The 23,337-nt window shown below is 59.3% G+C and carries 29 protein-coding genes and 1 riboswitch; of the genes, 14 read left to right on the forward strand and 15 right to left on the reverse strand.

Annotated elements, in window-relative coordinates:
* Nucleotides 1–28 precede the first annotated feature (28 nt).
* The 8 genes from rpmJ (at nucleotide 29) to CTT34_RS01045 (ending at nucleotide 5,788) form a co-directional block, all read left to right on the forward strand.
* Entirely contained in the window at nucleotides 29–142 is a 114-nt protein-coding gene (rpmJ, locus tag CTT34_RS01010; protein WP_009099023.1) for a 50S ribosomal protein L36, read from the forward strand.
* A 121-nt stretch (nucleotides 143–263) separates the two neighbouring features.
* Nucleotides 264–620, forward strand: coding sequence for a 30S ribosomal protein S13 (rpsM, locus tag CTT34_RS01015; RefSeq protein ID WP_159340664.1), 357 nt, complete (start codon nucleotides 264–266; stop codon nucleotides 618–620).
* A 39-nt stretch (nucleotides 621–659) separates the two neighbouring features.
* Nucleotides 660–1,046, forward strand: a complete 387-nt coding sequence (gene rpsK, locus CTT34_RS01020) for a 30S ribosomal protein S11 (RefSeq protein ID WP_009099028.1) — start codon at nucleotides 660–662, stop codon at nucleotides 1,044–1,046.
* A gap of 12 nt (nucleotides 1,047–1,058) precedes the next feature.
* Nucleotides 1,059–1,679, forward strand: coding sequence for a 30S ribosomal protein S4 (gene rpsD, locus CTT34_RS01025; RefSeq protein ID WP_058579838.1), 621 nt, complete (start codon nucleotides 1,059–1,061; stop codon nucleotides 1,677–1,679).
* Nucleotides 1,680–1,804: 125 nt separating this feature from the next.
* Nucleotides 1,805–2,800 (forward strand): DNA-directed RNA polymerase subunit alpha, encoded by a 996-nt coding sequence (locus tag CTT34_RS01030; RefSeq protein ID WP_016915790.1) that lies wholly within the window; start codon nucleotides 1,805–1,807, stop codon nucleotides 2,798–2,800.
* A 39-nt stretch (nucleotides 2,801–2,839) separates the two neighbouring features.
* The gene (rplQ, locus tag CTT34_RS01035) at nucleotides 2,840–3,226 is read left to right on the forward strand and encodes a 50S ribosomal protein L17 (protein ID WP_044628819.1); all 387 of its coding nucleotides are present in this window, start codon (nucleotides 2,840–2,842) and stop codon (nucleotides 3,224–3,226) included.
* Between the two features lie 264 nt (nucleotides 3,227–3,490).
* Complete coding sequence (locus CTT34_RS01040) at nucleotides 3,491–4,810, forward strand: serine hydrolase (RefSeq protein WP_407071543.1); 1,320 nt, start codon at nucleotides 3,491–3,493, stop codon at nucleotides 4,808–4,810.
* A gap of 102 nt (nucleotides 4,811–4,912) precedes the next feature.
* Complete coding sequence (locus CTT34_RS01045) at nucleotides 4,913–5,788, forward strand: DMT family transporter (protein WP_159340666.1); 876 nt, start codon at nucleotides 4,913–4,915, stop codon at nucleotides 5,786–5,788.
* A 3-nt stretch (nucleotides 5,789–5,791) separates the two neighbouring features.
* Here the strand turns inward: CTT34_RS01045 and CTT34_RS01050 are convergent, their stop codons facing one another.
* The 7 genes from CTT34_RS01050 to CTT34_RS01080 all read right to left on the reverse strand — a co-directional run bounded on the left by CTT34_RS01050 (nucleotide 5,792) and on the right by CTT34_RS01080 (nucleotide 10,428).
* Nucleotides 5,792–6,529 carry a DODA-type extradiol aromatic ring-opening family dioxygenase gene (locus CTT34_RS01050; protein WP_159340667.1) on the reverse strand — a complete coding sequence of 246 codons (738 nt, stop codon included), beginning with the start codon at nucleotides 6,527–6,529 and terminating at the stop codon, nucleotides 5,792–5,794.
* A 56-nt stretch (nucleotides 6,530–6,585) separates the two neighbouring features.
* Nucleotides 6,586–6,993: a DoxX family protein gene (locus CTT34_RS01055; RefSeq protein ID WP_159340668.1), complete on the reverse strand. Its 408-nt coding sequence runs from the start codon at nucleotides 6,991–6,993 to the stop codon at nucleotides 6,586–6,588.
* Nucleotides 6,994–7,087: 94 nt separating this feature from the next.
* Nucleotides 7,088–8,008, reverse strand: coding sequence for a LysR family transcriptional regulator (locus CTT34_RS01060; RefSeq protein ID WP_159340669.1), 921 nt, complete (start codon nucleotides 8,006–8,008; stop codon nucleotides 7,088–7,090).
* Nucleotides 8,005–8,619, reverse strand: a complete 615-nt coding sequence (gene thiE, locus CTT34_RS01065; RefSeq protein WP_159340670.1) for a thiamine phosphate synthase — start codon at nucleotides 8,617–8,619, stop codon at nucleotides 8,005–8,007. Before thiE ends, CTT34_RS01060 begins: the two co-directional genes overlap by 4 nt.
* Complete coding sequence (gene thiM / locus CTT34_RS01070; protein WP_159340671.1) at nucleotides 8,609–9,418, reverse strand: hydroxyethylthiazole kinase; 810 nt, start codon at nucleotides 9,416–9,418, stop codon at nucleotides 8,609–8,611. The genes thiE and thiM overlap by 11 nt, the downstream gene beginning before the upstream one ends.
* Before the next feature lie 24 nt (nucleotides 9,419–9,442).
* A riboswitch (TPP riboswitch) is annotated at nucleotides 9,443–9,534 on the reverse strand.
* A 49-nt stretch (nucleotides 9,535–9,583) separates the two neighbouring features.
* On the reverse strand, nucleotides 9,584–9,928 hold the full coding sequence (locus CTT34_RS01075) for a hypothetical protein (protein WP_159340672.1): 345 nt from the start codon (nucleotides 9,926–9,928) through the stop codon (nucleotides 9,584–9,586).
* A gap of 125 nt (nucleotides 9,929–10,053) precedes the next feature.
* The gene (locus CTT34_RS01080; RefSeq protein WP_159340673.1) at nucleotides 10,054–10,428 is read right to left on the reverse strand and encodes a DUF2237 family protein; all 375 of its coding nucleotides are present in this window, start codon (nucleotides 10,426–10,428) and stop codon (nucleotides 10,054–10,056) included.
* Nucleotides 10,429–10,633: 205 nt separating this feature from the next.
* Between CTT34_RS01080 and gloA the strand changes: the two genes are divergently transcribed.
* Nucleotides 10,634–11,167 carry a lactoylglutathione lyase gene (gene gloA, locus CTT34_RS01085; RefSeq protein ID WP_159340674.1) on the forward strand — a complete coding sequence of 178 codons (534 nt, stop codon included), beginning with the start codon at nucleotides 10,634–10,636 and terminating at the stop codon, nucleotides 11,165–11,167.
* Between the two features lies 1 nt (nucleotide 11,168).
* Nucleotides 11,169–11,534 (forward strand): DUF6164 family protein, encoded by a 366-nt coding sequence (locus CTT34_RS01090; protein ID WP_159340675.1) that lies wholly within the window; start codon nucleotides 11,169–11,171, stop codon nucleotides 11,532–11,534.
* On the opposite strand, the gene CTT34_RS01095 is transcribed toward CTT34_RS01090, so the two are convergent.
* The 6 genes from CTT34_RS01095 to CTT34_RS01120 all read right to left on the reverse strand — a co-directional run bounded on the left by CTT34_RS01095 (nucleotide 11,531) and on the right by CTT34_RS01120 (nucleotide 16,081).
* Nucleotides 11,531–12,205 (reverse strand): cupin domain-containing protein, encoded by a 675-nt coding sequence (locus CTT34_RS01095; protein WP_159340676.1) that lies wholly within the window; start codon nucleotides 12,203–12,205, stop codon nucleotides 11,531–11,533. The genes CTT34_RS01090 and CTT34_RS01095 overlap by 4 nt on opposite strands.
* Nucleotides 12,206–12,352: 147 nt before the next feature.
* Nucleotides 12,353–13,534, reverse strand: coding sequence for a metal ABC transporter solute-binding protein, Zn/Mn family (locus tag CTT34_RS01100; protein ID WP_159340677.1), 1,182 nt, complete (start codon nucleotides 13,532–13,534; stop codon nucleotides 12,353–12,355).
* Between the two features lie 42 nt (nucleotides 13,535–13,576).
* Nucleotides 13,577–14,467, reverse strand: coding sequence for a metal ABC transporter permease (locus tag CTT34_RS01105; RefSeq protein WP_159340678.1), 891 nt, complete (start codon nucleotides 14,465–14,467; stop codon nucleotides 13,577–13,579).
* Entirely contained in the window at nucleotides 14,451–15,185 is a 735-nt protein-coding gene (locus tag CTT34_RS01110; RefSeq protein ID WP_159340679.1) for a metal ABC transporter ATP-binding protein, read from the reverse strand. Before CTT34_RS01110 ends, CTT34_RS01105 begins: the two co-directional genes overlap by 17 nt.
* Entirely contained in the window at nucleotides 15,182–15,337 is a 156-nt protein-coding gene (locus tag CTT34_RS01115) for a hypothetical protein (protein WP_159340680.1), read from the reverse strand. The genes CTT34_RS01110 and CTT34_RS01115 overlap by 4 nt, the downstream gene beginning before the upstream one ends.
* A gap of 432 nt (nucleotides 15,338–15,769) precedes the next feature.
* Entirely contained in the window at nucleotides 15,770–16,081 is a 312-nt protein-coding gene (locus CTT34_RS01120) for a hypothetical protein (RefSeq protein ID WP_159340681.1), read from the reverse strand.
* A 145-nt stretch (nucleotides 16,082–16,226) separates the two neighbouring features.
* Here CTT34_RS01120 and CTT34_RS01125 point away from each other — a divergent pair, with 145 nt between their 5' ends.
* Nucleotides 16,227–17,870, forward strand: coding sequence for a diguanylate cyclase domain-containing protein (locus tag CTT34_RS01125; protein ID WP_159340682.1), 1,644 nt, complete (start codon nucleotides 16,227–16,229; stop codon nucleotides 17,868–17,870).
* Here CTT34_RS01125 and CTT34_RS01130 read toward each other — a convergent pair.
* On the reverse strand, nucleotides 17,819–18,730 hold the full coding sequence (locus tag CTT34_RS01130) for an alpha/beta hydrolase (protein ID WP_159343674.1): 912 nt from the start codon (nucleotides 18,728–18,730) through the stop codon (nucleotides 17,819–17,821). The genes CTT34_RS01125 and CTT34_RS01130 overlap by 52 nt on opposite strands.
* Before the next feature lie 152 nt (nucleotides 18,731–18,882).
* Between CTT34_RS01130 and CTT34_RS01135 the strand changes: the two genes are divergently transcribed.
* Nucleotides 18,883–19,908, forward strand: a complete 1,026-nt coding sequence (locus CTT34_RS01135) for an acyltransferase family protein (protein ID WP_159340683.1) — start codon at nucleotides 18,883–18,885, stop codon at nucleotides 19,906–19,908.
* A gap of 54 nt (nucleotides 19,909–19,962) precedes the next feature.
* Here CTT34_RS01135 and CTT34_RS01140 read toward each other — a convergent pair whose 3' ends face one another.
* Nucleotides 19,963–20,556 (reverse strand): glycosyltransferase family protein, encoded by a 594-nt coding sequence (locus tag CTT34_RS01140; protein WP_159340684.1) that lies wholly within the window; start codon nucleotides 20,554–20,556, stop codon nucleotides 19,963–19,965.
* A gap of 556 nt (nucleotides 20,557–21,112) precedes the next feature.
* Between CTT34_RS01140 and glnA the strand changes: the two genes are divergently transcribed.
* Nucleotides 21,113–22,519 carry a glutamate--ammonia ligase gene (gene glnA, locus CTT34_RS01145; RefSeq protein ID WP_159340685.1) on the forward strand — a complete coding sequence of 469 codons (1,407 nt, stop codon included), beginning with the start codon at nucleotides 21,113–21,115 and terminating at the stop codon, nucleotides 22,517–22,519.
* Nucleotides 22,520–22,625: 106 nt separating this feature from the next.
* On the forward strand, nucleotides 22,626–23,159 hold the full coding sequence (locus CTT34_RS01150) for a DUF4124 domain-containing protein (RefSeq protein ID WP_159340686.1): 534 nt from the start codon (nucleotides 22,626–22,628) through the stop codon (nucleotides 23,157–23,159).
* Nucleotides 23,160–23,337: the final 178 nt, after the last annotated feature.

Below are 23,337 nucleotides of genomic sequence, written 5' to 3' on the forward strand. Positions count from 1 at the left end.
GGCGCGCCGTTGCGAATTGGAGAGAACGATGAAAGTTCGAGCTTCCGTAAAGAAGATGTGCCGTAACTGCAAGATCATTCGTCGCAATGGCGCTGTTCGCGTCATTTGCATCGAACCGCGGCACAAACAGCGCCAGGGCTAAACCTGGGCTGTATTAAGCGGGTGCCGGCATACCCCTTGCCTTAGGGCTTATAAAGGGGTATGCTGTTGCGCCTTTTGTAGATGAATAAACGAGCAAGCCGCTCAAATTTCGGAGTAAGCTGATGGCCCGTATTGCAGGCGTCAATATCCCGGACAACAAGCATGCGGCGATCTCGCTGACCTATATCTTCGGGATTGGCCGTACTCGCGCTCAGCACATCTGTGCTGCTGCCGGTATCGCGCCGACTGCCAAGATCCAGGACCTGTCTAGCGACGAGCTGGACACCCTGCGTTCTGAAGTTGGTAAGTTCACCGTAGAAGGCGACCTTCGTCGTGATGTCACGCTTAACATCAAGCGTCTCATGGACTTAGGCTGCTACCGTGGTCTGCGTCATCGTCGTAGTCTTCCGCTGCGTGGTCAGCGGACCAAGACTAACGCGCGTACCCGTAAGGGCCCGCGTAAGCCGATCCGCAAATAACACGCACGTTCTGGCGTAAAGACAGGAATAGACATCAACATGGCTAACCCGCGTAGTAACCGTAAAAAGGTTAAAAAGCAGGTAGTGGACGCCGTTGCGCATATCCACGCCTCTTTTAACAACACGATCGTGACGATCACAGACCGCCAGGGCAATGCTCTCTCTTGGGCAACTGCCGGTGGTTCGGGTTTTCGTGGTTCTCGTAAGAGCACCCCGTTCGCTGCGCAAGTTGCAAGCGAACGTGCAGCGACTGCTGCAGCCGAGTATGGTGTGAAAAACGTAGACGTGCTGGTCAAAGGCCCCGGTCCCGGCCGTGAATCCGCCGTGCGCGCACTGAATGCCGCCGGCTTCCGCGTGCAAAGCATCGTAGACGCGACGCCCATTCCCCATAATGGCTGCCGTCCGCCTAAGAAACGCCGCGTTTAAGGAGACAGATTCATGGCTCGTTATATTGGACCTAAGTGCAAATTGTCTCGTCGTGAAGGCACCGACCTCTTCCTGAAGAGTGGCGTGACTCCCTTCGAGAAAAAGTGTAAATCCGAGCAAATCCCGGGTGTACACGGCCAGCGTCGTCAGCGTCTTTCCGACTACGGCTTGCAGCTTCGTGAGAAGCAGAAAGTACGCCGTATGTATGGCGTACTCGAAAAGCAGTTCCGCAACTACTACAAAGAAGCCGCTCGCCTGAAAGGTGCGACCGGTGAAGTGTTGTTGCAGCTGCTCGAATCCCGACTGGACAACGTCGTCTACCGCATGGGCTTCGGCTCGACTCGCTCTGAAGCGCGTCAGCTGGTCAGCCACAAGGCGATTTCCGTGAATGGCCGTACCGTTAACGTTGCTTCCTACCAAGTGAAGCCCGGTGACGTAGTGGCTATCCGTGAAAAGGCGAAGAACCAAGCCCGTATTCAAAACGCGTTGACCATTGCGGCCAACCGTGGCGACATCGCTTGGATCGAAATCGACGCCAAGAAGATGGAAGGCACTTTCAAGGCTCTGCCTGAACGCGGTGACCTGACTGCCGACATCAACGAAAACCTGATCGTCGAGCTGTACTCCAAGTAAGCAGTTTGATTTACGTTTCTGCTTCTTGAGGCCTGGGCGGGATAGCAAAGCTAACCGCCCAGATGCTCTTGAGTATTGTGCTTTAGAGTACTCAGTATCCGTTTGGCAGCCTGAAAGGTGTTCATATGCAGCGTTCAGTGACAGAGTTTCTTCGTCCTCGCGACATCAAGGTCGAAGAAATCAGCGCACATCATGCCAAAATCGTCCTCGAACCGTTCGAGCGCGGATTTGGTCACACCCTGGGGAATGCACTTCGTCGCATTCTGCTTTCATCCATGCCCGGCGCAGCCGTGGTAGAGGCTGAAATTGCCGGTGTAGAGCACGAATACAGTGCGCTCGAAGGGGTGCAGGAAGATGTCATCGAAATCCTCCTGAACTTGAAAGATGTTGCGATCAAGATGCACAGCCGCGATGAGGCGGTGCTCTCGCTGAACAAGCAGGGCCCAGCCGTCGTCACCGCTGGCGACATTGCGCTTGATCATAGCGTCGAAATCGTCAACCCGGACCACGTCATTGCACACGTCAATGAAGGTGCCGAGCTGAAAATTCAGCTTAAGGTCGCGCTGGGTCGTGGTTACGAACCGGCTGACGCTCGTGGCTCTGATGAAGAGACCCGTGCTATTGGCCGCCTGCAGCTGGATGCCACCTTCAGCCCTGTTCGCCGCGTTTCCTACTCGGTCGAAGCCGCTCGTGTCGAGCAGCGTACCGACCTCGATAAGCTGATTATCGATCTGGAAACTGACGGTACCCTGGATCCGGAAGAGGCTATCCGTCGCAGTGCGACCATTCTGCAAGAGCAGCTGGCCGCCTTCGTCGACCTGGAAGCTGACAAAGAGCAGGAAGTCGAAGAGGAAGAGGATCACGTCGATCCGATCCTATTGCGCCCCGTAGACGATCTTGAGTTGACCGTACGCAGCGCGAACTGCCTAAAAGCCGAGAATATTTACTACATCGGTGATCTGATTCAGCGCACAGAAGTGGAGCTGTTGAAGACCCCGAACCTCGGTAAGAAGTCTTTGAATGAAATCAAAGACGTATTGGCAGCGCGTGGCTTGTCTCTCGGTATGCGGTTGGAAAATTGGCCACCCGCTAGCCTGAAGGACGACAAGGCCTCCGCGTGAGTGTCGACTCGAGTCCCAGTTTGGTAAGGAATCACAACCATGCGTCATCGTAAGAGTGGTCGTCATCTGAATCGTACCAGCTCGCACCGTCAGGCCATGTTCAAGAACATGTCTGTCTCGCTGGTCGAACATGAAGTCATCAAGACAACCCTGCCTAAGGCCAAGGAACTGCGTCGCGTCATCGAGCCGCTGATCACCCTGGCCAAGCAGGACAGCGTTGCAAACCGCCGTTTGGCGTTTGCCCGCACGCGCTCCAAAGAAGCCGTCGGCAAACTGTTCAACGAGCTGGGTCCGCGTTACGCAGAGCGTCCGGGTGGTTACATCCGTATTCTCAAGTGCGGTTACCGCACAGGCGACAACGCGCCCATGGCATACGTTGAGCTCGTAGACCGTCCGGTTGCCGAAGAAGAAGCCGTCGCTGAGTAAGCGCTGCTCCTTCTGATAGGCACAATGAAAACCGACCCCAAGGGGTCGGTTTTTTTATGCGCGTATAGTGCTGCGCTGGATTATCCTATGAATACACCGAGGGAAGATCAATTTATCGACAAGGCATGCTAGGCTAATGCAGCGGTCGTGAGAGCGACCGAGCGTCGGTGCGTGATCAATCAGCGAGAGGTCGGTATGGCAACAACTCGGGGAGTGGGCTCTGCGGTGTGGGTGGCGAATTGGCTGTGGGTGGCGCTGCTCTTGATGCTGCTCGGCAGTGCCGCTGCCCAGGCGAACCCTCGCTATGCAGGCATCGTGGTGGACCTGGAAAACGGTGAAGTACTGTATGCCGAGAATGCCGATGAACCTCGCTATCCAGCCTCGCTGACCAAGATGATGACGCTCTATCTCACATTCGAAGCGCTGGAAAACGGCACGTTGAGCCTCGATCAGCCGCTGCCCGTGTCTGCGCAGGCAGCGGCCATGCCGGCGACCAAGCTGTGGCTCTCGGCAGGAAGTTCTATTCCGGTAGATACGGCGATTCGCGCCCTGGCCGTCCGCTCGGCCAACGATGTTGCCGTCGTCGTCGCCGAAGTCTTGGGAGGGAGCGAGCAGCGCTTTGCCAATCTAATGACCGTGAAAGCCCGCGAGCTGGGCATGAACGCCACCACCTTTCGTAACGCTTCTGGTTTGCCCGATGACCAGCAGATGACGACCGCGCGCGACATGCTGACACTTTCGGTACGGGTGATGCAGGATTTTCCGCAGTACTACCACTATTTTGGACTGCAGGAGTTTACCTATCGCGGCACACGGCACACCAGCCATAATCGTCTCGTGCGCGACTACCCCGGTGCCGATGGGTTGAAAACCGGGTTTATCCGAGCCTCGGGATTCAACGTGGCGACGACCGCCGTGCACGATGGTCGACGCATGGTCGCCGTCGTCATGGGGGGATTTAGCTCCTCCTCCCGCGATACGCACATGGCCGATCTGTTGGATCGCAGCTTCATGCGGGCATCACTCAGGGATCAACGCACGTGGTTGGCCAGTACTCGTTTTTCCAGTGAGTTCATGGGTTTCACCGGATCCGCTCAGCCGTTGAGACAGCCAGCGCCGACGCGTCCCATGACGCAGCCGATGGTGGCCAGCGTCTCGGCGACGTCACTATCCCCCACGCCGCCCGCTGCGCGCAGCACGCTTGCACAAACGGTCGAGGACCAGCTCGTCGAAGCAGAGGCGGCCCGTGGGGATGCTCCTGCCTCTCCAGATCCGCTACAGGCATTCATCGAGCGAGAGCGGGTCTTGGCTGACGCCTCGCCGGGCGCGCAAGCAGCCTCGGCGGGATGGGGCATTCAGGTGGGCGCGTTCAGCCAAGCCGCGCAGGCAGAGCAGCTGGCCCGCCAGGCCGTGCAGCGCCTGCCGAACAGCGTGGGGGGGCGTGTCGCCATTGACCCGCTTCAGGGGGCAACCACGGTATTTCGAGCACGTGTCGTTTCGTTGAACGAGTCCCAGGCACGACAAGCGTGTCAAACGCTCCAGGCGCAGGGGATGGACTGCATGGTGGTCAACGCGAGTCTTTGAAAGCATGACATCGCTGCCCCGCCAATCGCAGGTTGGCGGGGCTTTTTTATGCAGTGCTACCGGTGCTGTGAAGACAATAATAATCGTCGTAGGAGGTGACGGATGACACCCTCGCTAAAAGGCATTTTATGCATGTGTTTAGGCGTGCTGTTTTTGGCCCTGGGTGATGCAGTGTCCAAATGGTTGGGCGCCGTGCACTCCCCGCTACAGATCATCTTTTTCCGCACCTTGGTATCGCTGCCGTTGATTGCTCTACTGGCTCATTTTAGTGGCGGATTGCGCAAGCTGCGTACCCGGCGTCCAGGCGTGCATCTGCTGCGGGGGGTGATTTACACCGCCACGATGGTCTGTTTCGTATGGGGCCTGACCCTGCTGCCGTTGGCCGAGGCCACGGCGATTGCCTTCGTAGCGCCGCTGTTCGTGACGCTACTCTCCTTACCGCTGCTGGGTGAGCGTATCGACCCGCCGGTGCTGGTGGCGTCGCTTTTAGGCTTTGTGGGGGTGCTGATCGTCGTGCGTCCCGGCGGCGATGCGTTTCAACTGGGCGCGATGATCGTTCTCGCAGCGGCGGTGTTCTATGCTCTGATGATGGTGACGGCGCGACGTTATGGTGCCAACGAGCATCTGTGGGCGATGGTGTTCTATATGACCATGGTGCCGCTGGCAGTCACCGCGGTGAGCCTGCCGTGGGTATGGCAAACGCCACAGCCATGGCATTGGCTCGGATTTTTGGTATCGGGCGTGTTGGGAGTGGGGGCGACGGCGTTTATTACCTTGGCTTTTCGCTATGCGCCTGCCGCCATTGCCGCGCCCTTTGATTACACCGCCATGCTGTGGGCGGTGCTGTTGGGCTGGTGGTTCTGGGGAGAATTGCCGGACCTTTGGGTCTGGGTAGGCAGTGCGCTGATTATGCTAAGTGGTTTGGCCATTGCTTATCATGACCGACGCACCACCTTGAAACGCCGCCCCACGGCGTAGACGTTAGGCAAACTGATAGGCATCCATCGCTAGCACGCCGTGCTCGACGCTATGGTGTCGTTGTGTTGCGCGGCCGCCCGCCCCCATCGCCACCAACAGCGGCTGAAAGTGCTCCGGTGTGGGGTGATTGCGCTGGGCATCGGGCGCGTTTTGCCAGTGGACGAGCGCGTCGCGATCATCCTCTCGCAGCCGTGCATGCACCCACTCGGCGAAACGGTCGACCCAGGTCGGCACCTGGCTACCTTGAGGCTGTAGCTCGTAGAGGTTATGGGTCAAGCTGCCCGAACCGATCACCAGTATCCCTTCTTGGCGCAGCGGCGCTAGCTGTTCACCTAACGTTAGCAACGCCTCAGCTCCCCAGCGGCTGGGTAGTGAGAGCGATACCACTGGTACGTCGGCGTCAGGATACATCAGTGACAGCGGCACCCAGGCCCCATGATCCAGACCGCGCTCCACCTCTGTGGCCCCTAGTTGCTCGGCCAGTCGGCTTGCCAAGGCGGGGTCACCGGGCGCTGGGTACTGCACGGCAAACAGCGCGTCGGGAAAACCGCCAAAATCATGGAGGGTCGCAGGCGCGGCGCTGCGGCTGACCTGTAGGTGGTCCGTCTCCCAATGTGCAGAGACCACCAAAACGGCTTTGGGGCGAAGGTGGCGGCCCAGTGCCCGTAAGAAGTGATGGGCAGGGGTGGGGATGAGGGCCAGCATGGGAGAGCCGTGGGAGATGAAGAGACTCGGTAACATGGAACGCACTCCAGTCGATTGGCCTGCCGAGACGAGGGGCTCGGCAGGCCATTGGATCATGCCAGTCGGCGGCTGATGACGAGGCTACCGCTGCCTAGGCCTGCCTGTACCAGGAGAGCCACGGCCCAGAACACTGGGAACTCCCAGCCGCCGCCGGGGTTGGAGAATACCCAGCCGTTACCCAGGTGTACCCAGGCGGCGCCGAGCAGCACCGGCACTAGCGCAAGGCTCACCCAGCGGGTGTATAAGCCCAGTACCAAAGCCAGGCCGCCGCCGACTTCGGCCGCAATGGTCAAGTAAGCCATGAAACCGGGCAGGCCGAGCGATTCGAAGTAGCCCACCGTGCCAGGAAGCGTAAACACGAACACTTTCATTAAGCCGTGGGCCAGGGCCATCACGCCCAGGCTAATGCGCAGTAAGGCGGTGGCATGGAGGGTTGCAGCAGGGGTCGTTAAGGTTGTCATAGCTCTCTCTCTCGCTGTGTGTGTGCATCACCGTGGATGCGATGAGACAACTGTACGTCAGCAGAGCGAGATGATAATCCCGCCGATTGGCACTTCACTGTTGCGAAATGCGCGACAATCCTAGTCCCTGTTCCCATACCGGTGGGTCTCCCCAGGCATCGGCCAACTGGTCGATGAAGCGCGTCACCTTGGCGGGCAGAAAGCGCCGCGCGGGGTAGATGGCGTGTATGTCTAGGTAGGTCGGCGGAAGGTCTAACAGAAGCGGCACCAAGTGCCCCCGTTGGATGCTCTCATGAATCAGAAAGCTGGGCTGCTGGGCAATGCCTAACCCCGCTTCGGCGGCATACGTCAGCATGTCGCCATTATTGCTCTCTAGTGGCCCCGTGACGCTGACGTGCTGCTGATTGAAGCGCCAGTCGCCGCTGTTCTGCCCGCTGCGATAGCGCAGGCAGTGGTGCTGGGTCAGATCCTCGATGCGCTGAGGGGTGCCATGCTGTGCCAAGTAGCCGGGGGACGCGCACAGCACCAGCTGGCAGCGGGTCAGACGCTTGGCGATCAGGCTGGAATCCGGCAGGCTGCCGATGCGAATCGCGACATCGTAGCCCTCTTCCAGCAAATCCACGCGACGGTCGTTCAGGTCCAAGCGTACGTCTAACGCCGGGTGTGCCTGCATGAAGTGCGCTACCTGTGGGGCAAGGTAGCGGGTACCAAAACTCATCGGACCATTGATGCGCAGGCGTCCACTGACGGTGCTGGTGCCGCTACCGACATCGGCAGCGGCCTCGTCCAAGGCCAGCAGAATGGCTTGAGCGCGAGCCAGATAGCGCTCTCCGGCATCGGTGAGATGCAGCCGCCGAGTCGTTCGCTGAATCAAGCGAGCGCCCAGCGTCTCCTCCAGCGCCATGACCTGCCGCGAGACGCGTGTGCGTGAGAGGTCCAAGGCCTCGGCGGCACGGGTGTAGCTGCCGAGCTCGGCCACTTTGACGAAGGCGGTGAGCTGATCGAGCTGGCTCATGGGGCGCGAAACGCCAGCGCCGCCTGATAAGGGTCAGGCTGGCCGCAGATGGCGGAAATCACCGCTAAACCGTTGGCACCGGCGGCCCTGACTTGGGCGGCGTGCTGCGCCTTCAAGCCGCCGATCGCCACGTTGGGCAGCGGGCAGGCGCAGACGAGTTCGGCCAAACCATCGAAGCCTATCGGCTGAGCGTGATCCTGCTTGCTGGCGGTGGCGAAAATGGGGCCTAGCCCGACATAGTCCAACAGCGCGATGGGCGCGTTACGAAGCTGCGCGACGGTGTTGATCGACAGCCCCAAAATGGCATGCGGTCCCAGCACCTCACGCGCCTCTTGTACGGCGGTATCGCTTTGCCCGACGTGCAGGCCATCGGCGCCGCTGGCGATGGCCACGGCTAGCCGGTCGTTGATGATCAGCGGCACGCTGGTGCCCGCCAGCAGCGCTTTGAGCCGCTTGGCTTGGGCGACCATCGCCGCATCACTGGCGTGTTTGTCGCGCAGCTGTACCACGGTGACACCGCCTTTGACGGCGGCCTCCACCGTCGCCTCAAGGCCAGTGTCCGCGCACAGGGTGGCATCGGTGACTAGATAGAGCGAGAGATCACACTGCATGGAGCGCCTCCACCTGGCTGAGCGACGAGAGATCATCCGGGGTGAGCTGGTACAGAGCATCCAAGAGGGCAACCTGAAAGCTGCCCGGCCCATCGGCCCGTTGGCCAGCACGATGCCCGGCGATGCTAAAGCACGCCAGGGCGGCCAGCGTTGCCGTCAGCGGGTGCTCGCGGTTAGCGGCGACGAACCCGGCCACCAGCGCACTCAATCCACAGCCCAGCGTCGTGACGCGGGGCATCATCGGGTGGCCCCCGGTCAGCCGGAAATGGTGGGTACCGTCGGTCAAAAAGTCGGTCTCGCCGGTCATGGCGACGATGCAGTGCTGCCGTTGCGCGAGCGATATGGCTGCTTGAGCGGCGTCATCGGTGGATGCCGTTGCATCGACTCCGCGTCCTTGGCTTGCCAAGCCGGTGAGCGCCATCACTTCAGAGGCATTGGCGCGAATGACGCTGGGCCGGTGGGGCAGCAGCGCCTGGCACACCTGCTGGCGAAAGGCGGTTGCCCCGACCGCCACCGGGTCTAGCACCCACGGCGTTTGGCTTGCGTTGGCCGTGCGAGCCGCCAGCTGCATCGATTCGGCCCAGGGCGTAGAGAGCGTGCCGATATTGATAGAAAGCGCACCTGCCAGCGCGGTAAATTCGGCGACCTCTTCGGGGGCGTGCAGCATCGCGGGCGATGCCCCCGTGGCCAGCAGCAGGTTGGCCGTGCTGTTCATGGCCACGTAATTGGTCATGCAGTGGACGAGCGGCGTGGTTTCGCGCAGAGCGGCGAGCATATCGCCAAGCGGGGGGTAGGTCATAGTATCCTCCCGGCCAGGGAGGTGGTGAGAGGCACCACGACTCCCTACGCCGGCGTTATCCGGTTCAGGTTCGAAGGGTGCTTCTCAGCCGCTGGGCGGCGCCCCTGTCGTTGGTGGCTACTATCCTAGCCTTGGACGGAGCTGTAAAGCCCCGCCGGAAGAGACTTAACGAAACGCGATGCGCGTGCCGTAGGTAAGCATTTCATCAGGGGTGATGGCACGGCCCGACACGCCAATCATCTCATCGCCGCACTGGTCGGCGAAAGTCAGCACGCCGTGGGTCAGACCGAGCTGGCCCAGGGTGTCACGGATTTCACCGGTTCCCAAAAAGGTACTGACGCGGCCTTCGGCGTCGCTCAGGTCCGATACACCGTTGGCATGGTGAAAGCGCACCTTGTAGATACCGTCCATGGACTCGACTTCGACAATGGGGGAAAAGCCGTTTTGAATCGCATGGCTCAGCTGCTTCAGAGTCAGGCGATCGCCAAGGGTCATATCGATGGCTGTCATGACGCTCTCCTATCTGACGCCATTCGCAGGGCATCACGGTTGAATTTGTAAAACTGTCGAGATAGAAGTGTAGAAGGTCTGCATCGTTTTTCCAGGCGCATTCGATCAGAGCGCGTGCCGAGAGGTCAGTGCACGGCATCCAGCGCGTGTTGCTGAAGTTTGGTCAGAGGGATGATCTCCAGCGTGCGCTCGTTCGTGCCCGAGAGAATCACCGGTGGTGCAAGCCCCACTTGGGCTGCTTCGGCCCAGCGGTGGGCGCACAGGCACCAGCGGTCGCCGGGCTTCAAGCCGGGAAAGCCGAAGGCCGGGCGCGGGGTTACCAGATCGTTACCTTGAGCCTTGGAGAAAGCCAGAAACTCCTCGGTCACCATGGCGCACACCGAATGGATGCCGACATCGTCAGGCCCGACGCGACAAAAGCCGTCGCGGTAGAAGCCGGTTTTTGGGGCATGGCAGCAGGGCGTGAGTGGCTCACCCAGTACGTTTCGATCACGGGACATAGAGACTCCTTCGGGCCGGGCTGGAATTCCAAGCGCCTTGCCCTCATAACTAGACATTAAACGCGCCATCGCACGTTATGACCGATGCGCTGGAGCGATGGTCAAATGGCGGGCGCTTAGCAGCCTAAGCCTTGTACAAAGTACTACGTTCGTCAAAGAATTTGCACCGTATCCACGAAAGCGTCACCCCCATAAGGAGAGTCTCATGTCGTATCAAGGTGAACAGCATCCAGGTGTTGCCCCAGTCGCCCCGCAAACACAGGGTTTTCGCTTAAACCACACCATGCTGCGGGTCAAAGACCCCGAGCGCGCGCTGGCGTTCTACTCCAAGGTGTTTGGAATGCAGGTACTGCGGCGCTTGGACTTCGAGGAGATGCAGTTCTCGCTCTACTTCCTGGCTAACGTAGAGGCCGGTGATAGCGTGCCGGAAGAGACCCAAGCGCGCACCGCGTGGACCTTTAGCCAGAAAGGTCTATTGGAGCTGACCCACAACTGGGGTACCGAAAACGAGCAGGACTTTGCCTACCATGACGGCAATGCAGAGCCGCAGGGCTTCGGGCATATCTGTTTTAGCGTACCGGATTTGGAAGCCGCGCAGGCGTGGTTCGATGAGCATGACGTGACCTTCGTCAAGCGCGCCGACCAGGGCAAGATGAAGGACGTGATCTTCGTCAAGGACGCCGACGGCTACTGGATCGAAGTGATTCAAGCAGACCGTATGGCCGCCATGGGCGATTGATATGGCGCATCTGCTGTTTCGGTTGCGTCACGTGACCGACGAAGAGGCCATGGAGGTTCGCCAGCTGCTGGAGGCGCATGGTTTCGATGTGTACGAAACCCAGGCGGGCTTTTTTCGCCTGGGAGTCGATGCCATTTGGCTGCGCAACCCTGCCCAGCGAGACGATGCCGAAACGGTGCTGGCGCACTATCAGGCCGAGCGGCAAGCAAAGGCGCGCAAAGCGCATGAAAACGCGTTGGCCCGCGATGAGGCGCCGACGTTGTGGCGACGTTTCGTGGCGCACCCGCTGCAGGTCACGCTAGTGATCGTTGCGGTGCTCATGATCGCTCTGCTCACCCTGCTGCCGTTTATTGGGCTAGCTCGCTAGTCGTCAGAAGCGTCAGACAGATGCCCGCGCTTGACGTACATCATTACCCCGGCCTGGCCTGCGCGAAGCCGTGGCGCAGCCCCCGGCGGGTAGCGGCACCAGCTCCCTTCCGGGTACTCGGTGTCCGCATCGCACAGCGACCCTTCCAGCACGAACAGCTCCAATCCGCCCGGTAGGGCAGGATAGTCGGTGACGATGTCACGCTCCCAGCGCTCCAGGCTGATACGCTCGCTTTGATAGGTATGCAGCATTTTGTACGTGATGCCGGGCCGACGATCAGGCTGCCAGGGCAAACGGTGGGCGGGAATGGCGAGTTGGAGCAGATCGTTCTCATCGAACTGGTGGAGCTTCACGAGAATCAGCGCGCCCTCATCGCCAATGTGGGGCGTATGGCCCGTGCCGATGGGGTTGCGCAGGTAGCTGCCCGCCGGGTAGCGGCCATGTTCGTCGGCAAACACGCCCTCGAGCACGAGAATCTCTTCACCGCCGCCGTGGGTGTGGCGGCTGAACTGACTATTTGGCGCATAGCGTACCAGGCTCGTGGCGCGGGCCACCTCATCGCCAATGCGGTCCAGCATCATTCGTTCTACGCCTGCGCTGGGCGAGGCGACCCAGCGATACTGCTCCGGCGTGACAAAGGCAAAGTGGCTAAAGTCGGCGTTTAGGCGCATGGTAGTGGCTCTTTGCAGGGGTTTAAACAACGTTAGCGGCGCATGGTGGAGCCAGTCTCCCCATCCTCACGACAAAATGCAACGCAAAAAAATACCGCCTGGCGCAGGCGGTATTCGATTCTTTACGGCACGTCTTTACGACATGGCTCAGTGATCATGACCATGATCGTCGTGGTCGTGGTCGTGGTCGTGGTCGTGGTCGTGGTCGTGGTCGTGGTCGTGGTCGTGGTCGTGGTCGTGGTCGTGGTCGTGGTCGTGGTCGTCATGACCAGGATCATCATGACCCGGCGCTGCCAGAGCATCGTGGAGCACCTGGGCGTTGTGGCGCATCATGCCCAGGTAGGTGTTGGCATCGCCTTCACTGGCCAGCGCATCCGCGTACAGCGTGCCGGCGATGGGAAGGCCAGTCTCTTCTGCCAACTGCGTAATGATTGCCTGGTTGGTCATGTTCTCGTGGAACAGCGCCTGTACGTTCTCTTGCTCGATCACATCGATCAGGGCGGCCATGCTGGCACCGCTGGGATCGGCTTCGGTCGAGAGACCGACCGGCGAGAGGAAATTCACGCCGTAGGCGCTGGAGAAGTAGCCAAACGAATCGTGCCCGGTGATCACGCTGGCCGACGCAGGAATCTCGCTGAGCAGCTCACGAATCTCGGCATCAACGCTATCCAGCTCTGCCAGGTAGCGCTCGGCATTGGCTTGGTAGCTCTGCGCGTTGGCACCATCGGCCTCGATCAGGCCATCACGAATATTGGTGACGTAGACCCTCGCCTGCTGCAGATCTTGCCATGCATGAGGGTCGTCATCGCCATGGGCGTGCTCGCTGTGATCGTCCTCTGCATGCTCGTCGTGATGCGCGTCATCACCATGCTCGTCATGATGCGCCTCATGAGCGTGCGCGTCGTGGTCGTGGTCGTGGTCGTGTTCATCGTGCGCTTCATGATCGTCGTGGTCACCATGCCCGTGTTCGTCATGCGCTGCGAACGCGCGTGGGGCGATGCCATCCGTCGCCGTCACCAGCGCGCCGCGGTAGTCGCTGGAGTCGATCAGCCGCTCCATCCAGCCTTCGAACAGCAGGCCGTTGAAAACCACCAAATCGGCGCCGGCCAGCGCGCGGGCATCGCCAGGGCTCGGGGAGTAAACGTGGGCATCGCCATCCGGACCGACCAGGGAGCTGACGTCCACATGCTCTCCACCGACGTTCTCGACCATATCCGCCAAGATGGAGAAACTGGTGACGACCTGAACCCGCTCGTTCGCCATGGCTGCGGGCAGTGCCAACATGGCCGAGACGCCGACTAACCAGCGCGATGAAGAGATAAGCGACATAACATGCTCCTGATGATGAAATAAACGTGAGACGATCATCCGCTAATGCGACTGCTCCATCGCCAGCGGCGTGGTTTTACGCCGTAACTTCGCGGCCAAGCTGTGGTAGCGGCCAAACAGCGCCGAGAACAAGTACGCTCCCCCGGCCAGTAAGATAATGCTCGGGCCAGATGGCGTGTCCAAATGGAACGACAGCAGCAGCCCGCCGGTACTGGCCAGCATCGCTAACACCACGGCGATGCCCATCAAGCCTTCTAACCGCTTGCTCCAAAACCGCGCTGCCGTGGCGGGCAACATCATTAAGCCAACGGCCATCAGCGTGCCCAGGGTTTGGAAGCCCGCCGTTAAGTTCAGTACCAGCAGCCCTAAAAAGACGCTATGTACCCAACCGCTGCGGCGGTTTTGGCCGCGTAGAAACAGCGGGTCTAAACACTCCACCACCAAGGCGCGGAAAATAACCGCCAGGGTGATGACGATCAGCGTGCTGATCGAGGCGATCAGCAGCAGCGCCGTGGAGTTAATCGCCAAAATGGAGCCGAACAGCACGTGGGTAAGATCCACACTGCTGCCACCCATGGAGATCAGCATGACCCCGGCGGCCAACGAAATGATAAAAAAGCTCGCCATGGCCGCATCTTCACGCTGGCCGCCCATCTTCGAGACCGCCCCCGCCAGCAACGCCACCATGACCCCAAACAGCACGCCACCGACACTCATCACCGGCAGCGAAAAGCCCGCTAGCAAAAAGCCCAGCGCCACGCCGGGTAAGATCGCGTGGGCCATGGCATCGCCAATCAGGCTCATGCCGCGCAGCACCAAAAATACCCCAAGGGGCGGAGCGGCTAGTGAAAGCGCTAGCCCGCCGACCACGGCACGGCGCATAAAGCCGTAATCGAACGGCGCGATCAGCCACGCATCAAGCAGTGCCAGCATGGCGGCCTCCTAAGGTAAACGGCACCACTTGAGCAGGCGCGTGCTGCTGGTTCAGCGCGCTGGGCGCGACCCAACGGCCATGACCACCGCTTAGCATCAGCACTTCGTCGGCCAAGCGGCGCAGGTGATCCATGTCATGCAGCACGATGATGATCGTCACGCCCTCATCGGCCATTTGGCGAAAAATACGAATCAAGATATCGACGGTGTCGCTGTCCACGTTGGCAAACGGCTCATCCAGTAGCAGCAGCTCGGCCTCTTGCATCAACGTTCGGCCAATTAGCGCCCGCTGGCGCTGGCCCCCAGACAGCTCGCCCAGCGGGCGGTGAGCCAAGTGAGAAATGCCCAGGCGTGCCATGATGTCACGGCCTTTGCGGTAGTGGGCCGCACAGTAACCTTTCATGGCCCCGTGGCTAGGCCAGCTGCCGGTCATCACCAGCTCTTCCACGCTCATTGGGAAGGTCAGGTCGAGCGCCAGCTGCTGAGGCAGCCAAGCGCGGCGGGCGTTATCTACCGTGCATATCACCTTGCCACTAATGGGCCTGAGTTCGCCCATGATGGCCTGAATCAGCGTGCTCTTACCGGCGCCATTCGCGCCAATGAGTGCGGTAATCGCACCGGATTTGATATCGCCATCCACATGTTCGAGCACCGTGCGGCGACCCTGCGCTAGGTGCAGATCGTGGAGCTGCAAGCGCGAAGAGGAACGTTCGCTCATAGCGGCCACCCGCCAGCGCCAGCCCACACCACAAGGCCCCATAGCGCAAACAGCGGCAGTGCCACCAATCCCAGCCGCTTACGGGCCGACAGCGACATCAGCGAAAAATGACAAGGACCTTCCTTGTTATGGCGATGCATGTGCTCACTCATCGAGCGACCTCGCTAACGGATAAATAAGTTATAACATAACATTCGGTAAAACCAAAAAAGTGGCGGATATTTTACGCGCTCACAGCGCGCTGACAACGGTGAGCGCGCTAATCTTTGAGCTGCGTAATAAGCGCTCTTCCCAACGCTATCACTAGCGAGTGAGGAGAAGGGCGGGCAAACGAAGAGGCGAGGGCTGGTGGGTGCCATCAGTCGCGTTGGGACGTTTCCCTTCGAGAGACCCCTTGCGCGCCTCATCTCCGGCGCTTTCACTCGGCTTGGGTCTGCCACCCATTCGACTGGTTCAGCAGCAACATTGCTGCTGCCGCTGATATTGCTTAAAGGGAACGATGTAGTGGCGTGGAGAGATGCGAACACTCACTGGAGAAGGCATCGTCATCTGCGATTTTTAAAAAGTAGTTCGCCGCACGGTGATTACTCCTTCTCCTCATCCTCTTCCCAGCGTTCCATGGCGCGTTTGTCGTCAGGTAGGCGGACCATGTCGCCGACAGTGAGCTTGTGATGCGATTTAAAGCGGTGGCCGTGCTGGTCGAGAATGGCGGCGACGCTGCCGATGCTCACGGCGTCTTCTTCCCGGTAGGCTTCGACCTTGACCCGTACGATACGGCCTTGATAACGGGCAGAGAGAATAGCGCCGGGGTAAGGGGGCGTGTGGTCGGGGTCGTTTTTGAAGAAGGCGGCGACGCTGGCGCTGCCGGGGTCATCCCATTCGACGTGTTGATGCATGGTCAGTGTCCTTACATAAGTCGTTAGAAAACAAGCAGACGCTTTCAGTGTAGTGTGCGTTGGCGGCACTCGGCCAATGTGCATAGACAGCTGTGGCCTATGCGCTTAACTTACGAGTTTAAGGGAACCTGGGGGAGAGGCCGCGATGCATCCGTACCGAGCGCTATTCGAGCAGTCGGGCACACCGCTTTTCGTCGTCGAGCGTTCAGCCCCTGATGCAATGAACGTGTACGCGAACGCAGCCTTTCGGCGCGTGGTGGGATGGGCCGATAACAGCGAGATGGCGCTGGCCAACTGCTTTCCCCTCGACGTAACTAACGTGCTGGCCGCCGTACAGGCTTGTGACCAGCAGCAGGCCGTTCAGGAACTGATGGTGACCTGGGCAGACGCCTCACGGCGCTGGCAACTGCAGCTCTCGCCCGTGGTGGACGGCGAGTATCGCGCCGTCTATGGGGCGTTGCATCAGCCCGCGCTGCCGTTTGGCGAGTCGTTGGATGCGTTGCTCTCGCAGCTACCGGGCTTCATTTACCAGTTGCACTACTCGCGCACGGGCAGCTGGCGTTACACCTATGTGGGGCAGCGGGTCGAGGAGATGTTTGGGGTGAGCGTGGAAGAAGCGCTGGCCGATGCGCAGACGCTGCTAGCCAACATTCACCCTGGGGATCGCGATGCGGTCATCGAAAGTTCGCTGGAGAGCGCACGCACGATGACGCCGTGGAAACAGGAATTTCGAATGTTCCACCGTCGTGGCGAAATGCTGTGGGTGGAAGCCAGTGACCAACCCCGACGCGAGCCGGATGGCAGCGTGCTGTGGACGGGGTACGCCAACGATATTACCCAGCGCAAAGCGCTGGAATCGGCACTGAAATCCAGCGAGCAGCGTTTTCGCCAGTTGGTGGAGCAGGCGAACGACATCATCTACACGCTCAGCGCGGACGGCACGATGACCTATATCTCTCCTAACTGGCAGCGCATTTTAGGCCACGAAGTGAGCGATGTGCTCGGCCGTAATATGAGTGCCGTGCTGCACCCGGAGGATTTGGAAGCGTGCCGCCGCTATATCGAGAAAGTGTTCGTGACGGCCGAGCCGCAGGGGCTGATCGAGTACCGCGTACAGCATGCCAATGGCGAGTGGCGTTGGCACTTCACCAACGGTGCGCCACTGTTGGATGACCAGGGCAATGTGACCAGCTTTCTCGGTATTTCCCACGATATTACCCCGCGGCGCGAGATGGAGCAGCGAGTACTGCATCTCGCCCAGCACGACACCCTGACCGACCTGCCCAATCGGGCGATGTTCTTTGATGAGCTGGGGCAGGCGCTGGCCAAGGCGCTGCGCTCGGGTGGTCAGTTGGCGTTCTTGTTCATCGATTTGGATAACTTCAAGCCGGTGAATGACCGCTGGGGACACGGTGTGGGGGATCAATTGCTGAAAGATGTTGCCCAGCGTATGCGATGTCGGCTGCGCGGCACGGATATGGTGGGGCGGATTGGCGGTGATGAGTTTGTGGCGCTGTTGGGCGGCCCGGTCATGGAAGAGGAGGCGCTGGCCGTCGCCAACCAGCTCTGCCGTGCGCTGGCCGAGCCGTTTGCTCTGACGGTGGGCGACGTGCGCGTCTCCGCCAGTATCGGCGTGGCGCTCTTTCCGCAGCATGCCCGGGATGAAGCCTCCTTGGTTCACTGTGCGGATCAGGCGATGTACCACGCCAAAGCCCAAGGTCGCAATCGCGCGGTTCTCTACTCCGCTGGCGCCTCGGATAGGGCCGTTTGCGGCGAGCCGACGTACTGAAACATGAACGTCAGTGCTGCGGGCAGGCTGGCTCGCCAAACACGCCAGGTATGGCCACCGGGATACAGGTCGAGCCGCACCGCGCCGGGCTGTATACGCTCCATGGCCTGACGAAGCTGGCGGGCATGGAACTCGGCATCGTACACATCGCTGCGACCAGCGCTGATATAGAGCGGCACCGGGGGTGTGTCGCTTCGTTCGGCTTCCGGGCGCGGCGTCACGCGCAGTCGGTAGCTTTCCAAATGGGCAGTGTAATTGAGCCGCTCCCAGAGCGTCTGATCGAACGCCCCTTGCGCGTTCAAAAACGCCGGATGCCGGTGGGCTGACGAATTCTCAGGCGGGGCGGGAACGTAGCTGGCAGGGCTGAGGGCGGCCGCAGCGGCGAACAGCTCCGGCCGTTCGAGGGCGAAGTTGACGGCTCCATACCCTCCGGCCGAGAGTCCGGCGACGCCGCGCTGCTGGCGTGTCGTGCCGACATGATAGGTTGCCTCGATATGCGGCATCAGGTCGTTGAAAAAGGCGCTGCGGGCGGCTTCGTTATATCCGTCGACCCACCAGCTGCGGCTGCCGGGCATCACGAATACGGCCGGGGGCACATGTCCCGCGTCGATCAACCGGTCGGCGGTTTTGGGAAGGTTCCCCTTGGTGGCCCAGTCGAGCTCGTTACCAAACGAGCCATGCAGTAGATACACCACCGGATAGGGCATCGAGGCGTGTGGATCATAATCGTCCGGTAAATAGACCGTGTACGGATAGTCGTACCCTAGGGTGGGCGAGAAGAACTGTTCACGGTACACGTCGCCAGCCAGGGTCGCGCCGCTGAGCATCAGCCCGCTCATCACGCCGATCGTCGTGCTCATCCAGCGGATAAAGCGAGCGAGGGAAAAGTGTCTGCGCACGAAGCCTCCAGGAATTTACCGTCGGTTAAAGGGTCGGACAGCGGTGTAACCCGGCCTGTTCATTGCCGTAAGCCCATACATCAGCTTAGCAGCGGTGGTTTGGTGGAGGTTCGATGCAAAAAATCGAGGAGATCTATTGGCTGCGCGCTTACGGCTGTGTCGCCGTCTTTCTATTCCATTGGCTTGATCATATCAACCAGCGTGTGGATAACGTCGCCACGGACCTGATGCGCATACCGCTGGTGCTGGGCACACCGGTCTTCCTGTTCATTTCGGTCTTCGTCTTTGCCGTTCGATACGATCAACAGGTGCCGCCAGGCTTTCTGCTGCAGCGGGTGAAGTACGTCATGTTGCCCTATGTGGTGTACGGAAGTATCTACTCCACGGCCCTGTGGTGGCAGCTGGCGGGAAGCGAGAACGCCGTGGGGTTTTGGGAAAATGCCAAAGTCTATTTTCTTTACGCCGAGTGGCATGGCTACTTTTTGATTATCGCCATGCAGTTCTATGCGGCGTACTGGGCGTACACGCGCTGGCGGCTATGGCGCTATCACCCGGTACCGTGGCTGGTGGCTGCCTGCTGGGTGAGCATGGCGTATTGGGGCTTGGCCTATGCCTTCGAGATCGAGCCGCCGGGCTACTTGCTCTGGGTGGCACCGCTGGGCTGGGTGTATCTGTTTTTTTTGGCCCTGGTTCTGGTGCGTTACTACCCGTTAACGCCCTCGGCTACGCTGGTCGAGCGGCCCGTATGGCTGCAACTCCTTTCCCAACCGCGTTGGCTTTTCCTGTTCGTCGGCGTAATCGTGCTGGCCACGTTCGAGCATTGGCTGGCGTTCTCGTCGAAGGAAGTCTGGGTCATTCCCTTCTTCGTGCTGTTCACCCTGGCGCTGATGCGTGGCTTGAAAGGACGCAGAGCGCCTGGCTGGGTGCGCTATATCAATGCTTACTCGTTTGGTATTTATCTGGCGCATCCGATGTTTTTCACGCTCACCGATACGTTCGTGGGCGTGACGACACTGCCGCTGGTGGTTTACGCGGTGCTGCTCATCGTCGTAGGCAGCGTTGGCTCTATTTTGCTCAACAAAGCGGCCAATACCACGACGATGGGGGCCATGCTGTTGGGTAAGCGGTTGAAGGTATGAGTGCAGGGTAGGGTAGGTGACAGGGCGGGCATCGATGCGCGGAACCAGAAAAGGCTAGGGCGAGGTGGATGACTGGCTGTTTGGTGAGCCACGGGCCAACCCCAACGATTCGCCGCTCAAGGTTTTAAGCCGGGTCGGGCAAGCGTAAAGGCGCTGTAAAAAATCGAGCAGGGCTGGCTCATCCAGCTCGGGATCGAAGCCACCAATGCGCTCCAACCAGGCGCGCCGAATGGCAATGTAGGGCGGTACGGACACGGCCGTACTGAGAAAGTGCAGCAGCAATCGCTCCGAAAACCGGGGCGTAGCCGCGTTGATGAGCAGTGCATCCATCGCCGTGTTGAGCTGCGGATAGAGCAGGTACCAAAGCTGTGCCGCCATGGGTTCTTTATGCAGCGCAATCAGCAGCCACTCTGCTTGACTGATATAAGCCGCTTGATTGAGGCGCGCGCCGAGCATTTGCGAGGGGGTTACCAGACAGTGGGCATGATAACGCTGTTCGAGGGCGGTGAGCCGCTCGTCCGCCTGCGCGCAGGTGACGATGATCGGCATCACATGGTCGGCCAGGCCGGACTGGCGAATGGAGCGCAAGTGGCGCGGTAGCAAAGCTCCTGTCACTGAAGCGTCTACGATAAAGCAAACCGTACCCATGCACGCGGCTTCCTTTTGTTATGAAGCGTCTCCGATTGTAATTTATTGTAGATGTGGGTTTCTTTGCGTAGCAAGAGAAACTTTTTTAACAACAGGGAGGTGCAAGTGCCTCTCCTCTAACCAATTTGGTGCGTTCTGTGGCTTGAATGCACTATTTTTGTGCATATGAGACACGAGATGCCCTTTCCGTACGAAGCGTGACGATGTGTTGCCACATTAAGACGCAGACGTTTAGTGATTTTTCGTATTTAAAAACAATGGCTTGTTATTTTTTATGGCCATTATGGTGCAGGGTTGGCATGCTCTGTGCTTATGAATCATAGATAGTTTCATCAGCGGCTATTGAAGCGTAGGCAGACGCCTCCAGGCGTGCTACAACGATAGCCGGTCTGAAATGATCGCTGGGCGGTTTGTTATCCATCGTCAGACAAACGTTAAGCGAACAAAAAAGACAAACGCGCCACATGCAATTGCGTGTTGAACGATTTGTTGAATAACACTTTTATCGATAGCTTACAGTTACACGCTTTAAGCCACGCTCATACCGGAGGACACTATGTCAGCCAAGACTCTCGCGCTAATCGAAGAACATGATGTTAAGTGGGTAGATCTGCGTTTCACCGACACGCGCGGTAAAGAGCAGCACGTCACCGTACCGGCACGTGACGTGAACGAAGAGTTTTTTGAAAATGGCCAGATGTTCGATGGCTCTTCCATCAACGGTTGGAAGGGCATCAACGAGTCTGACATGATCCTGCGTCCGGAAGACGGCACCGGTTTCTTGGACCCCTTCACCGAAGACGCTACCCTGATTCTGCGTTGCGACATCATCGAGCCGGCGACCATGCAGGGCTACGATCGCGACCCGCGCTCCATCGCTAAGCGTGCCGAAGCGTACCTGCAGTCTACCGGTCTGGGCGACACGGCCTTCTTCGGTCCGGAGCCGGAATTCTTCATCTTCGACGAAGTACACTGGAAAGCCGACATCCAAGGTGCCATGTACAAAATCACCTCTGATGAAGGTGCATGGGCGACCAGTAACCAAGTCGAAGGTGGCAATCTGGGCCACCGTCCCCGCGTGAAAGGCGGCTACTTCCCGGTTCCCCCGGTCGATAGCTTCCACGATATCCGTGGCGCGATGTGTAATACCCTGGAAGCGATCGGTCAGACCGTCGAAGTTCACCACCACGAAGTAGCTAACGCGGGTCAGAACGAAATCGGCGTTAAATTCAACACGCTGGTGAAGAAAGCTGACGAAGTTCAGGAAATGAAGTACGTGATCCACAACGTGGCACACGCTTACGGCAAAACCGCTACCTTCATGCCGAAGCCGCTGGTAGGCGACAACGGTTCAGGTATGCACGTACACCAGTCGTTCTGGAAAGATGGCCAAAACCAGTTCGCGGGTGACGAGTACGCGGGCCTGTCTGAAATGGCGCTGTACTACATCGGTGGTATCATCAAGCACGCTCGTGCCCTGAACGCCTTCACCAACGCTTCTACCAACTCGTACAAGCGTCTGGTGCCGGGCTTCGAAGCACCGGTCATGCTGGCCTACAGTGCCCGTAACCGTTCTGCTTCTATCCGTATTCCGTACACCGCTAGCCCGAAAGGCAAGCGTGTAGAGACTCGCTTCCCTGATCCGACTGCCAACCCCTACTTGGCGTTTGCAGCGATGCTGATGGCGGGTATCGACGGTATCAAGAACAAGATCCATCCTGGCGATGCCATGGATAAGAACCTGTACGACCTGCCGCCGGAAGAAGGCAAGTCCGTACCGACCGTTGCTAACAGCCTGGATCAAGCGCTGGAAGCACTCGATGCTGACCGTGCGTTCCTGACCGAAGGTGGCGTGTTCACCGACGACATGATCGATGCCTATATCGAACTGAAGATGGAAGACGTCGAGCGTATCCGCATGACGACTCACCCGATCGAGTTCGACATGTACTACTCTTGTTAAGAACGGTCTTTAATGACGGTGCTAAAATCACCCTTGCGGTGTGATTAGCCAGAAAACCCCGCCTCGGCGGGGTTTTTTTATGGAAGCGAATACGCAGGGGCTAGTAATGATGAGCAGACGACGTTTGCAACACAAAATAGGCTTATCCACAGCGGCAGTGCTTCTACTGTGCCTATGGGTAAGCGTGGCCCAGTCGCAAACGGTGTATCGCGTGGTGGATGAGCAGGGCAACGTGACGTTTACCGATAACCCTGAGCGGGGTGGGGATGCCATTACGCTGGCACCGCTGCCCAGCATGCCATCGGCGTCGCGCCCTTCTACAGCGGCACCGCGAAGCCTGGGTAGGCCGGGTCAGCCGTTTATGCCTTATGACCGTTTTACGATTGCTAATCCCGCTAGCGGTGCTTCCGTGCGAGGCGGTATGACGCCAGTGGAAGTGCAGGTGGTGCCACCGCTGCGAGACGACCATCAGATTCAACTGCTGGTGAATGGCGAACTCAGCCAGTCGGCCCTGCATAGTGACGCTTTCTGGTTGGCAGGCTTGCCTGCAGGGGCGCACCAAGTGTACGCCGAGCTGCTGGATAGCCAGGGCCGTGTGCAGCACCGCACCGATCCGGTGACTATTTTTATCGCTGAATAGTCTTGTGCACTATAATGGTGCATTAGGGCGGCGAGGGCGACAGCGCATTGCGCTATAAAGGCTCGCCATGCGCCCGTCATCTGCCCACAAGCCGTGCAAGCCGCGGTTTGCGCTGAATTGGCGCGCTTTTTGCAGCTCCTCCCCTAACACCCCTCTTTAATGGATCAGTGCCCATGAG

The organism is Halomonas meridiana (assembly GCF_009846525.1).
Classification (GTDB): domain Bacteria; phylum Pseudomonadota; class Gammaproteobacteria; order Pseudomonadales; family Halomonadaceae; genus Vreelandella.